Annotated in this window: 9 protein-coding genes and 1 tRNA gene; 9 read left to right on the top strand and 1 reads right to left on the bottom strand. The window is 36.1% G+C overall.

The genetic code is table 11. The features are described from left to right. Positions 1-10 precede the first annotated feature (10 nt). The 7 genes from AC3Y25_RS02805 to AC3Y25_RS02775 all read left to right on the top strand — a co-directional run bounded on the left by AC3Y25_RS02805 (position 11) and on the right by AC3Y25_RS02775 (position 9,637). A complete protein-coding gene (locus AC3Y25_RS02805; RefSeq protein ID WP_489901660.1) occupies positions 11-1,990 on the top strand; it encodes a glycoside hydrolase family 127 protein in 1,980 nt (659 codons plus the stop codon). A gap of 41 nt (positions 1,991-2,031) precedes the next feature. Further along, positions 2,032-3,144, top strand: coding sequence for a glycoside hydrolase family 43 protein (locus AC3Y25_RS02800; protein ID WP_489901659.1), 1,113 nt, complete (start codon positions 2,032-2,034; stop codon positions 3,142-3,144). A gap of 315 nt (positions 3,145-3,459) precedes the next feature. Beyond that, positions 3,460-5,151: a ribulokinase gene (locus AC3Y25_RS02795; protein ID WP_489901658.1), complete on the top strand. Its 1,692-nt coding sequence runs from the start codon at positions 3,460-3,462 to the stop codon at positions 5,149-5,151. After that, a complete protein-coding gene (locus tag AC3Y25_RS02790) occupies positions 5,135-5,836 on the top strand; it encodes an L-ribulose-5-phosphate 4-epimerase (protein ID WP_489901657.1) in 702 nt (233 codons plus the stop codon). The genes AC3Y25_RS02795 and AC3Y25_RS02790 overlap by 17 nt, the downstream gene beginning before the upstream one ends. Before the next feature lie 155 nt (positions 5,837-5,991). Further along, positions 5,992-7,500, top strand: coding sequence for an L-arabinose isomerase (araA, locus tag AC3Y25_RS02785; RefSeq protein WP_250834546.1), 1,509 nt, complete (start codon positions 5,992-5,994; stop codon positions 7,498-7,500). A 277-nt stretch (positions 7,501-7,777) separates the two neighbouring features. Continuing rightward, positions 7,778-8,962: an aldose epimerase family protein gene (locus AC3Y25_RS02780; RefSeq protein WP_489901656.1), complete on the top strand. Its 1,185-nt coding sequence runs from the start codon at positions 7,778-7,780 to the stop codon at positions 8,960-8,962. Positions 8,963-9,172: 210 nt separating this feature from the next. Further along, the gene (locus AC3Y25_RS02775; RefSeq protein ID WP_489901655.1) at positions 9,173-9,637 is read left to right on the top strand and encodes an OsmC family protein; all 465 of its coding nucleotides are present in this window, start codon (positions 9,173-9,175) and stop codon (positions 9,635-9,637) included. 37 nt (positions 9,638-9,674) lie between these two features. On the opposite strand, the gene AC3Y25_RS02770 is transcribed toward AC3Y25_RS02775, so the two are convergent. Continuing rightward, a tRNA-Leu gene (locus AC3Y25_RS02770) sits at positions 9,675-9,754 on the bottom strand. A 286-nt stretch (positions 9,755-10,040) separates the two neighbouring features. Here AC3Y25_RS02770 and AC3Y25_RS02765 point away from each other — a divergent pair. Then, positions 10,041-10,982 (top strand): ribose-phosphate pyrophosphokinase, encoded by a 942-nt coding sequence (locus tag AC3Y25_RS02765; RefSeq protein ID WP_095930679.1) that lies wholly within the window; start codon positions 10,041-10,043, stop codon positions 10,980-10,982. 122 nt (positions 10,983-11,104) lie between these two features. Beyond that, positions 11,105-11,716, top strand: coding sequence for a 50S ribosomal protein L25/general stress protein Ctc (locus tag AC3Y25_RS02760; RefSeq protein WP_026727205.1), 612 nt, complete (start codon positions 11,105-11,107; stop codon positions 11,714-11,716). The last annotated feature ends 494 nt before the right edge of the window (positions 11,717-12,210 follow it).

The following is a 12,210-nucleotide window of genomic DNA, read 5'->3' as shown; positions in this document are numbered from 1 at the left end:
TACAACAATAATGAAGAAATACGACTTACCCATTTTAACGATTTTCATGTCACTTCTGATTTTGGTTTCTTGCAAAGAGACCAAAAACGATGTGGTGCAGCATAAAACATCTGTTTTAAAAGCAGGTTACGAAATCGAGCCGGTTAACATTCAAAATGTAAAACTGACGGATTCTTTTTGGCTTCCAATTATCAAAAGAGTACAGGAAGTAACAATCGAATATGCGATTAAGAAATGTGATGAAGAAGGTCGTTTTGAGAACTTTTTAATAGCTGGAAAACAGAAAACTGGAAAAGTACGAGGCGATATGCCTTTTGATGATACCGATGTTTATAAAATCATAGAAGGAGCATCCAACACTTTAATCAGTGCTCCAAATCCGAAATTGGAAAGAGTTTTAGATTCGATGATTGCCATTGTAAAAATTGGTCAAGAACCAGATGGATATATTACCACATGGAGAACGATAAACCCTGCAAAACCCCCAGCACCTTGGGTTCCTGTAATCGAAGGGAAACGTTGGGAATCTTTGCAGATTAGCCATGAATTGTATAATCCAGGACATTTAATTGAATCGGCAATCGTGCATTACGAAGCAACAGGAAAAACCAATTTCCTAGACATTGCCATAAAAGCTGCCGATATGTTGGTAAGAACTTTTGGCGATAATCCAGGACAGGTAAAAGGAGTTCCAGGACATCAGATTGTAGAAACGGGGTTGATAAAATTATACCAGATTACAGGAAAAGAAGATTATCTGAAATTGGCAAAATACTATTTAGACAATCGCGGAAATCCGAACAATCATAAATTATATGGAGAATATGCACAGGATCATATTCCTGTAATTCAGCAAAATGAAGCTGTGGGGCATGCGGTTCGTGCGGTTTACATGTACGCAGGAATGACCGATATTGTTGCCATGACCAAAGATAAAGCTTATGAGAATGCCGTAAATAATTTATGGGATAATATGGTTAATAAAAAAATGTACATCACAGGCGGAATTGGCTCAAGACATGACGGCGAAGCTTTTGGAGCAAACTACGAATTGCCAAATCTAACGGCTTACAACGAAACTTGTGCTGCAATTGGCGATGTATATTGGAATCATAGACTGCATAACTTATACGGGAAATCACAATATTTTGATGTCATAGAAAGAACGATGTACAACGGATTAATTTCGGGTATTTCGCTTGACGGAAAACAATTTTTCTATCCAAATGCTTTAGAAGCAGACGGTGTTTACAAATCAAACAGAGGTTCTTGCACACGTCAGGCTTGGTTTGATTGCTCTTGCTGTCCGACGAATTTAATTCGTTTTATTCCTTCAATTCCGGGATTGATTTATTCGAAAACTAAGAACGATTTGTATGTGAATTTATATGCTTCAAATGATGCTTCTTTCACATTAGGAAAAACCGATTTACAGATTTCGCAACAGACTTCTTATCCTTGGAACGGAAAAGTGGGAATTTCAGTTAATCCTAAAAAAGAGAGCAAATTCACGATTAAACTTCGCGTTCCAGGTTGGGCAAGAAATGAGGTTTTGCCAGGAGATTTGTATACGTATAAGAAGGCTTCAACTCAAAAACCAACCATTACTGTAAACGGAGAAATAGTAGCAATTCAGCCTGAAAATGGTTATTTCAATGTAACCAGAAACTGGAAAAAAGGAGACAAAATTGCACTTAATTTCCCAATGGAAGTTCAGGAAGTAGAAACCAATTCAAGGGTAGAAACGAATAAAAATAAAGTTTCTTTAGAATACGGTCCGCTAGTATATGCAGTTGAAGAAATGGACAACAAAACCAATTTTGACAAGATCAATATTTCGGCTTCAGATACTTTCAAAGTAAGAAAAGAAGCGAATTTACTGCAAGGTGTAAATGTGATCGAAAATTCAAAATTCAAAGCCATTCCATATTATTCTTGGTCAAATCGTGGAGTTGGGAAAATGAAAGTGTGGATTGATTTTAAAGACTGAATTCCTCACAAATAAATTAAATGCAAACAAACCAGTATAATATGCAAACAAACCTATTAAAAAATTGGGCACTTTCAGCAATTGTTTTTGTAAGTGTTTCTTCTTGTACAGATAAAAAAGCAGAAAAAGAACTGTCTAAAGAAGTGACTACTACAAAAACAACCTTAACTAACAAACCTATTGTGTTGCAAAGAGCAGATCCTTTTATCTACAAGCATACAGATGGGTATTATTATTTTACAGGATCGGTACCAACCTACGACGCTATAGAGTTAAGACGTGCAAAGTCTATTGCTGAGCTTCAAAATGCTGAAACCTTTAGAGTATGGGAAAAACATAAAAGCGGACCAATGAGCCGTCATGTGTGGGCTCCTGAAATTCATTATTTGGATGGAAAATGGTATGTGTATTTTGCAGCAAGCGAAGAAGAAGATATTTGGAAATTAAGACCTTATGTTTTGGAGTGTACAGGCCAGGATCCTTTACACGACAAGTGGATTGAACTTGGGCAAATGCAAGCAGCTGATGCAGATCCAAAAAGCTTTACCGATTTTTCTCTGGACGGAACTGTATTTGAACATAAAAATAAACGCTATTTCTGTTGGGCAGAAAAAACAGGCGGGCAGTTCGCCGCTTCTAATTTGTATTTGGCCGAAATGGAATCGCCCGTAAAACTAAAAACAGTTCAGTTCATGCTAACGACTCCGGATTATGACTGGGAACGCGTAGGTTTTTGGGTAAATGAAGGTCCTGCGGTGATTAAAAACAAAGGAAAAATTTACATTACTTTTTCGGCTAGTGCTACTGGTTCTTGTTACAGTATGGGAATGATGGAAGCAGATGAAAACGCTGATTTACTAGATAGAAATTCTTGGAAAAAATCTAGATATCCAGTATTAAAAACCAATGAAGCAAAAAACATTTATGGGCCAGGGCATAACTCATTCACTGTGGATGAAAACGGAGAACCATTAGTAATTTATCATGCAAGAGATTACGAAAAAGCTGTTGGCGATCCAAAAGTGGTGCCTGCCACAGACAAAAGACCCTTGAAAGAAATTATTGCAGATCCGTTATATGATCCTAATCGTCATGCGAGAATGATGAAATTAAAATTTGATGAAAATGGTAGACCAATATTTCAATTTAACTAAAAAAGCTAAATGGTAATGGCGAAAATTCATTTGCAGCACAAACCAAAATTAGTCCAAAAGAAAGTCAATTTTAGATAAGTGGAAGCAAAGTTCAGTACGATTTTCCAGCTTATTCTTTGACTGTTTTGAAAATTAAGATGAAATAATCGCAAGATTATAAATGTAACATTGACATTTATTTTTTGTTTTGAGCTTAAATCTTTGTTTTGATGCATTTTTTGTAAAAATTAAAGAACAGAATTTTATTAAGTGTTTTTTATACACTTATAAATTATTTATAATTATATTTGTCAATATTTTAAAAATAAAATACGAATGAAAAATTATGTAATAGGATTGGACTACGGAACAGATTCTGTTCGCGCGGTGCTAATTGATACAGAAAATGGGCAGGAGCTAGCATCGAATGTTTCTCATTACAAAAGATGGAAAAACAAACAATATTGTGACGCTTCTATAAACCAATTTCGTCAGCATCCTTTGGATCATATCGAAGGATTAGAAATTACGATTCAAAACGTTGTAAAAGAAAGTAAAGTAGATCCTTCGTTAGTAAAAGGAATTTGTATTGATACAACTGGATCGTCTCCGGTGCCGGTTACAAAAGACGGAACGCCCTTGGCCTTGACAAAAGGTTTTGAAGAAAACCCAAATGCGATGATGGTTTTATGGAAAGACCATACTTCTATAAATGAAGCAAACAAAATCAACGAACTAGCAGTAAGTTGGGGCGGAGAAGATGTTACAAAATATGTGGGCGGAATTTATTCTTCTGAATGGTTTTGGGCAAAAATTCTTCACATTGCAAGACAAGACGAAGCGGTTCGAAATGCAGCGCACACCTGGATGGAACATTGCGATTTAATGACGTATTTGTTAATTGAAGATAAAGATTTAAAAACGTTCAAAAGAAGCCGTTGCGCAGCGGGTCATAAAGCAATGTGGCACGCAGACTGGAACGGATTACCGCCAGTTGAATTTTTAGAAAAATTACATCCGTATTTAGCGCAGCTTCGCGGTAATTTATATGATGAAACGTATACATCAGATTTAGTTGCTGGAAAATTAAGCCAAGAATGGGCAAATCGTTTAGGGCTTTCGACAGAAACTGTTGTGGCGGTTGGAACTTTTGATGCACATTCTGGAGCGGTTGGAGCTAAAATCGAAGAGAATACTTTGGTTCGTGTTATGGGAACTTCAACTTGTGATATTCTGGTTGGTTCTTATGATGAGGTGGGAACAAAAACCGTTCGCGGAATCTGCGGACAAGTTGACGGATCTGTTATTCCAGGATTTATTGGTTTAGAAGCAGGACAATCTGCTTTTGGAGATTTATTGGCTTGGTACAAAGAATTATTAATGTGGCCGACGGAACATTTATTAGGTTCTTCATCTGTTTTAAATGATGCTCAAAAAGAACAATTAAGAGAAGAATTTAGCGATAAATTAATTGTAGAATTAACGAAAGAAGCAGAGAAAATCCCCGTTTCAGAAAGTCTTCCAATTGCTTTAGACTGGATTAATGGACGCAGAACTCCAGATGCTAATCAGGAATTAAAAAGCGCAATTTCAAATTTATCGTTAGGAACAAAAGCACCTCATATTTTTAAAGCTTTAGTAAACGCAATCTGTTTTGGAGCGAAGAAAATTGTAGATCGTTTTGAAGAAGAAGGTGTAAAAATCGACAGCGTTATCGGAATTGGCGGTGTGGCGAGAAAATCTCCTTTCATCATGCAGACTTTGGCTAACGTTTTAAATAAGCCAATTAAAGTTGCAGCTTCAGACCAAACACCAGCTTTAGGAGCGGCAATTTACGCAGCGGTTGCAGCAGGAATTTATCCAAACGTAATCGAAGCAAGCCAGAAAATCGGAAGTGATTTTGACGGAGAATATTTCCCTCAGACAGACCAAGTTGAAGCGTATCATAAACTGCTTTTGGGATACGAAAAATTAAGTGCTTTTGCAGATCCAAACCTTAAAATATCGCAACATGAGCTCTCTTTATAAAGATTTAAAACAAGAATGTTACGAAGCCAATATGCAATTAAATGCATTGAATTTGGTGGTGTATACATTCGGAAATGTAAGTGCCGTGGATAGAAAAAATGGTGTTTTTGCCATTAAGCCAAGCGGTGTTCCTTACGAAGATTTAAAACCAGAAGATATCGTAATTGTCGATTTTGATAATAATGTTATTGAAGGTGCAATGCGTCCATCATCTGACACAAAAACGCATGCTTATTTATACAAAAATTGGCCAAATATTGGCGGAGTGGCTCATACACACGCTACTTATTCTGTGGCTTGGGCACAATCGCAACAAGATATTCCGATTTTCGGAACAACACATGCCGATCATTTAACGGCAGATATTCCGTGTGCGCCCCCGATGGCAGATCATTTAATTGAAGGAAACTACGAACACAATACCGGAATTCAGATTCTAGATTGCTTCAAAGAAAAAAATCTTTCTTATGAAGAAGTAGAAATGATTCTGATTGGAAACCACGGTCCGTTTGCATGGGGAAAAAATGCAGCAAAAGCGGTTTACAATAGTAAGGTCTTAGAAGTTGTGGCAGAAATGGCTTACTTGACTTTACAAATAAATCCAAACGCACCAAGATTAAAAGATTCATTAATAAAAAAACATTACAATCGTAAACACGGAAAAGATTCGTATTACGGACAGTAAAGGCTTTGTTTCAGGTTTCAGTTTTTTTTAGTTTCAAGTTGTTGGGACGTAAAATTTGGAATGTGAAACAAACAAAACAGAAACAATAATATAACAAATCGAGTTTTCAGATTCCAATAACCTGAAACCTGAAACTTGAAACAAAAAATAACAAAATGATAGACATTTCTCAAAAAGAAGTATGGTTCGTAGTAGGAAGCCAGGAATTATATGGTGAAGAAACGCTAAGAAAAGTAGCAGAACATTCACAAATTATTGCAAAAGGATTAGACGCTTCGTCTTCAATTCCGGTAAAAGTGGTTTATAAAGATGTGGTAAAATCGCCTTCTCAGATTTTAGATGTTTGTTTGGCAGCAAATTCTGCTAAAAACTGTATCGGAATTATTGCTTGGATGCATACTTTCTCTCCAGCAAAAATGTGGATTGGCGGATTAAATATCCTTAAAAAACCATTATGCCACTTGCATACACAATATAATGCTGAAATTCCGTGGGGAAGCATCGACATGGATTTCATGAACTTGAACCAATCTGCTCATGGAGATCGTGAATTTGGTTTCATCATGTCTAGATTACGTAAAAAACGTAAAGTAGTTGTAGGACACTGGGAAGATCAAAGAGTTCAGAAACAATTAGGAATCTGGTCAAGAGTAGTTCTTGGATGGGACGAACTTCAAAACTTAAAAGTAGCTCGTATTGGAGACAATATGCGTGAAGTTGCCGTGACAGAAGGAGATAAAGTTGAAGCTCAAATTCGTTTTGGAATGTCTGTAAACGGATACGATTCTTCAGACGTTACCAAACATATTGAAAAAGTAACTGACAAAGAATTAAATGATTTATTAGCCGTTTACGAGCAATCATACAACTTAACTGATTCTTTAAAAGAAGGCGGAGCACAAAGAAGTTCTTTGGTTGAAGCAGCAAAAATCGAATTAGGATTAAGAGCTTTCCTTGAAGAAGGAGGATTCGGTGCTTTTACAGATACATTTGAAAACCTTGGGGTTTGGAAACAATTACCAGGAATCGCAACACAAAGATTAATGGCTGATGGTTATGGTTTTGGTGGAGAAGGAGACTGGAAAACAGCTGCAATGGTAAGAGCTTTAAAAGTAATGTGTATTGGTTTAGAAGGCGGAACGTCTTTCATGGAAGATTATACATACCATTTCACACCACAAAAATCATATGTTTTAGGATCTCATATGTTAGAGATTTGTCCATCTATTGCTGACGGAAAACCTTCTTGTGAAGTTCATCCATTAGGAATTGGCGGAAAAGAAGATCCAGCTCGTTTGGTATTTAATTCGCCTGCAGGAGATGCAATCAATGTTTCTTTGGTGGATATGGGAACTCGTTTCCGTTTAATTGTAAACGAAGTAGAAGCAGTGAAACCAATGGCAGAATTACCAAAACTTCCTGTTGCTAGAGTTTTATGGGATTGTAAACCAAATTTAGAAGTTGCAGCAACAGCTTGGATTTTAGCTGGAGGAGCGCACCACACGGTTTACAGCCAATCGATTACAACAGAATATATGGAAGATTTCGCAGACATTGCTGGAATCGAATTATTGGTAATTGATGAAAAAACAACTGTAAGAGAGTTTAAAGATAAAATCAATGCTAATGAAGCGTATTTCCATTTGTTTCAACACGGACTTTAATCTAAGATGCTAAGGTTCTAAGTTACTGAGATTCTAAGATTTTTTGTTACTTTTAACTTGTTGAGCTCAATTTTGTGTAAAAAAATAAACGCAGATAAAACGGATTTGCTAACGCAAAAGCGCAGATAAAACGGATTTTTTAATAATTTAAAATCAGTGTAAATCCGCGTCTTCGTGATAACGAATCTGTTTTATCCGCGTAAAAAAACACAGCATTTTTTCAATAAAGAATTACTTTTAACATCTAACTTTTTATAAAACCAAAAAATATCATTTTATGAATGTATTAAAACGCTCTCTTTTCATATTAAGCATGCTTGGTATTGCTATAGTTTCAGTTCAGTGTAAAGGCGATAAAAAAGCTGATACAGAAAAAACGGAAGCCGATGCAAAAGCTTTAGTTACAATTGACAAATCGGAATACGGAACTACTGCTAAAGGAGAAAAAGTAGAAAGCTATAAATTGAAAAACCAAAACGGGATGGAAGTGGACATCATCACTTTTGGTGGAAGAATTACAGATTTGAAAGTGCCTAATAAAGCAGGTGTTTCTGAAAATGTAGTAATCGGTTTTAGTTCTTTAGCGCAATATGAAAAAGAAAATCCTTTCTTCGGAGCTTTGATCGGAAGATACGGAAACCGAATTGCAAAAGGTAAATTTTCATTAGATGGAAAAGAATATCAATTAGCTTTAAACAACGCTCCAAATGCTTTACATGGAGGTCCACAAGGGTTTTTTAATGTAGTTTGGAAAGCAGATGAGGTTAAATCTGGCGATACAGCTTCTTTAAAATTATCTTATGTAAGTAAAGATATGGAAGAAGGTTATCCAGGAAATCTGAAAGTTTTTGTGACTTATACCTTGACAAATGATAATCAGTTGGAAGTGCTTTACAAAGCAACAACAGACAAAAAAACAGTTGTTAATTTAACTCAACATTCATACTTCAATTTATCAGGAGATTTTACCAAAACAATCTTAGATCACGAATTGACTTTAAATGCTGATAAATTAGTTCCAGTTGATGCAGATTTGATTCCAACTGGAAAACTAGATGATGTTGCCGGCACTCCTTTCGATTTCAGAACGCCAAAATTAATTGGAAAAGATATCAATGCTAAAAATGATCAGTTAGAAAAAGGAAAAGGCTACGACCATTGCTGGGTATTGAACAACCCTGAAAAAGGAAAAACAATCATTGCAAAAGTATACCACGCAGCAAGCGGAAGGATTATGGAAATGACAACAGACGAGCCTGGAATTCAGTTCTACTCTGGAAACTTCCTTGACGGAACTTTGCCAATGCCAAACGGAGGAACTTTTGCACATAGAACAGGATTATGTCTAGAAACAGAACATTATCCAGATTCTCCAAACCAGAAAAATTTCCCAACAACGGTTTTAAATCCAGGAGAAAATTATAAAACGAAAACCACTTTTAAGTTTTCAGTTAAGAAATAGTTTTAGAATCTGTTTATTAATTTAGTAATTTCTAAGAACCTCGAAAGCATTATTACTTTCGAGGTTTTTTTATTGGAGTTTTTTCTGCCACGAATTCACGAATTTCTTGGTAATGAGTACTAATTTGAATTAGTGAAATTCAAAGGCAAGAATTTTAGATGCGATTCAATTTTATGTAAATTCGTGAATTCGTGGCAGAAAAAAATAATTATGGCATTTAAACATCTATTCAAAGTAGCATTAAACTGGACTTCAAAAAAAGAAGATTCATTTTCGAAAATTTACAGCAAAACCCATCAAATAAAAATTGAAGCAAAACCAATTTTAGAAATATCGGCAGCTAAAGCTTTCAAAGGCGATCCAACGTTATACAATCCTGAAGATTTGTTGTTAAGCAGTTTAGTTTCCTGCCACATGATGTCATATTTATATGTCTGCTCGCAAAACGGAATAGAGGTTCTGGAATATTCAGACAATGCCGAAGCAATTCTAGAAGTAAATCCAGATGGTAGCGGTCGTTTTGTTGAGGCAAGATTATATCCGAAAGTGAAAATCTCAAATCCAGACCAAATAGAATTGGCTTTAGAGTTGCATCATAAAGCAAATCAATTGTGTTTTATTGCTAATTCGTGCAATTTTCCTGTTTTGCATAATGGAAGTTGTGAAGTGATATAAAAAGAAAAAACCTCTTCCGTTAAGAAGAGGTTTTTCGTACCCGGAGCCGGAGTCGAACCGGCACGGTTTCCCACAGGTGTTTGAGACCAGCGCGTCTACCAATTCCGCCATCCGGGCTTAGCAGACGAAAAAATAATCAAAAGCGATTATTTTAACGCAATAGAATGAAGTCATAAATGGCGTCATTCCTTTAACACGGTGCAAATGTAAAAAATAATTTTAAACGAACTACTAAAAATACTTAAATTTTTGCTTTCAGTGTTCAATAAATTTTATAAATTTGCAGCTCGTTAAAACGAAGCACACACAACTAACTACATCCGAGACATTTATACGCATTCCGCTTTATTGAAATATAAAGCTGAATTTTTTTAAAAGTAACGGGATAAAACAACAAATTACAATGTCGCACCTAGAACCAGAAGCTAAAATTTTTGCTTGTTCACAAAGTGTTTATCTTGCAGAAAAAATTGCAAAAGATTACGGGATTCCGTTAGGAAAAGTAACGATGTCAACGTATAGTGATGGAGAATTTCAGCCGTCTTACGAAGAATCAATAAGAGGTTTACGAGTATTCATCGTATGTTCAACTTTTCCAAGTGCAGATAATCTGATGGAATTGTTGTTAATGATTGATGCGGCAAAACGTGCATCAGCAAGACATATTACAGCTGTTATGCCTTATTTTGGTTGGGCAAGACAAGATAGAAAAGACAAACCAAGAGTTCCAATTGGAGCAAAGTTAGTAGCAAACCTATTGACTGCTGCAGGAGCAACAAGGATCATGACTATGGATTTGCATGCAGACCAGATTCAAGGATTCTTTGAAAAACCAGTAGATCATTTATTTGCATCTACCATCTTTTTACCATATGTAGAAAGTTTAAAATTAGATAATCTAACAATTGCATCTCCAGATATGGGAGGTTCAAAAAGAGCATATGCTTACTCTAAGTTTTTAGAATCAGATGTAGTAATCTGTTACAAACAAAGAAAAGCAGCCAACGTTATCGATACTATGGAGCTTATTGGTGAAGTAAAAGGACGTAACGTAATCTTAGTAGACGACATGATCGATACAGGAGGAACTTTAGCGAAAGCGGCAGACCTAATGATCGAAAAAGGAGCACTAAGTGTAAGAGCAATTTGTACGCACGCGATTTTATCTGGCGGAGCATACGAAAAAATCGAAAACTCAAAATTAACTGAGTTAATCGTAACAGATTCTATTCCGTTAAAGAAAGAATCAAAAAAGATAAAAGTGGTAAGCTGTGCGCCTCTATTTGCTGAGGTTATGCAGATGGTTCACCACAACAATTCCATCAGTGGAAAATTCATTATGTAAAAGCAGTAAGCTGTAGGCATTAGGCCGTAAGCATATTTACTTTGCATAAAAAGCCTAAAGCATATTGCTTAAAGCTTACAGCAAAACAGAATATTTATATTAATAACTATATTTTTTTTACAATGAAATCGATTACAATTAAAGGATCAGAAAGAGAAAGCGTGGGCAAAGTGTCAACTAAAGCCTTACGTAATGCTGGAGCGGTTCCTTGCGTGTTATACGGAGGAAATCAAGCAGTACACTTCTCAGCAGACGCTGCAGCGTTCAAAAACTTGGTTTACACTCCAAATGCACACACAGTTGTGATTGAGCTTGGAAAAGGAAAATCATTCAATGCAATTTTGCAAGATATCCAAGTTCACCCAGTAACTGACAAAATTTTACACATTGACTTCTTCCAATTATTTGATGATAAAGAAATCACAATGGAAGTTCCTGTGAAAATCGTTGGTACGTCTAAAGGTGTTCTTGCGGGAGGTGTTTTACGTTTAAACCAACGTAAATTAAAAGTTAAAGCTTTACCAGCAAATCTTCCTGATTTCGTTGAAGCTGACATCACTCCACTTGAAATGGGTAACAAATTATATGTTACTAAAGTTGGAAAACCAGAGTACAAAATTATGCACCCAGACAACACAGTTGTTTGTCAAGTAAGAATCTCTCGTGCTGCTATGAAAGCTGCTCAAGAGGCTGCAAAAGCTGCAAAAGCTCCTGCAAAAGGAAAGAAAAAATAATTTTTTCAACTCAATACAAAAAGCCTCAATCCTACGATTGGGGCTTTTTTTTTGGAGGTTCTGAGAAGCTGAGTTGCTAAGGTTCTAAGTTTTTTTTGCTACAAAAGGGCTTCGACTCCGCTCAGCCTGACACGTATAATATTTGTCTGGCTGAGCGGAGTCGAAGCTACTTTAAGAATTCTCTAATTGTCACATTCTCAAATTCTCTAATTATTTTTTAGAAGCAGCAACTTTCCGTTTTCATAAGACGTAACATTCCTGCCATCCGCTATATCTTTTCCCTGCTAAAGGAGCAGGAAAAAGGATGCCGCTTCTGTCAGGGCTAGTAAGGAAGTATCTTTTTCATAAGATTCGAAGTTGCTAAGATCTTGAGGTGTTAAGTTTATCATTGTTGTCAGGCTGAGCGAAGTCGAAGCCCGCTCAAAGTATGGAATTTAGATTGTCGAGCTTCTTGCATTCCTTCGACTTCGCTCAGGATGACAAGAAAATCTGCG

This window comes from Flavobacterium sp. LK-23 (genome assembly GCF_058135255.1).
The sequence above is the reverse complement of the archived record's forward strand: the minus strand, read 5'-3'. Positions and strand labels throughout refer to the sequence as shown.

What these genes read in the sequence shown, in the direction of transcription:
- AC3Y25_RS02805 (WP_489901660.1), top strand. Translation starts at nt 11, where the DNA reads ATGAAGAAATACGACTTACCCATTTTAACGATTTTCATGTCACTTCTG.
- AC3Y25_RS02790 (WP_489901657.1), top strand. Translation starts at nt 5,135, where the DNA reads ATGAGCTCTCTTTATAAAGATTTAAAACAAGAATGTTACGAAGCCAAT.
- AC3Y25_RS02765 (WP_095930679.1), top strand. Translation starts at nt 10,041, where the DNA reads ATGTCGCACCTAGAACCAGAAGCTAAAATTTTTGCTTGTTCACAAAGT.
- AC3Y25_RS02795 (WP_489901658.1), top strand. Translation starts at nt 3,460, where the DNA reads ATGAAAAATTATGTAATAGGATTGGACTACGGAACAGATTCTGTTCGC.
- AC3Y25_RS02775 (WP_489901655.1), top strand. Translation starts at nt 9,173, where the DNA reads ATGGCATTTAAACATCTATTCAAAGTAGCATTAAACTGGACTTCAAAA.
- araA (WP_250834546.1), top strand. Translation starts at nt 5,992, where the DNA reads ATGATAGACATTTCTCAAAAAGAAGTATGGTTCGTAGTAGGAAGCCAG.
- AC3Y25_RS02780 (WP_489901656.1), top strand. Translation starts at nt 7,778, where the DNA reads ATGAATGTATTAAAACGCTCTCTTTTCATATTAAGCATGCTTGGTATT.
- AC3Y25_RS02760 (WP_026727205.1), top strand. Translation starts at nt 11,105, where the DNA reads ATGAAATCGATTACAATTAAAGGATCAGAAAGAGAAAGCGTGGGCAAA.
- AC3Y25_RS02800 (WP_489901659.1), top strand. Translation starts at nt 2,032, where the DNA reads ATGCAAACAAACCTATTAAAAAATTGGGCACTTTCAGCAATTGTTTTT.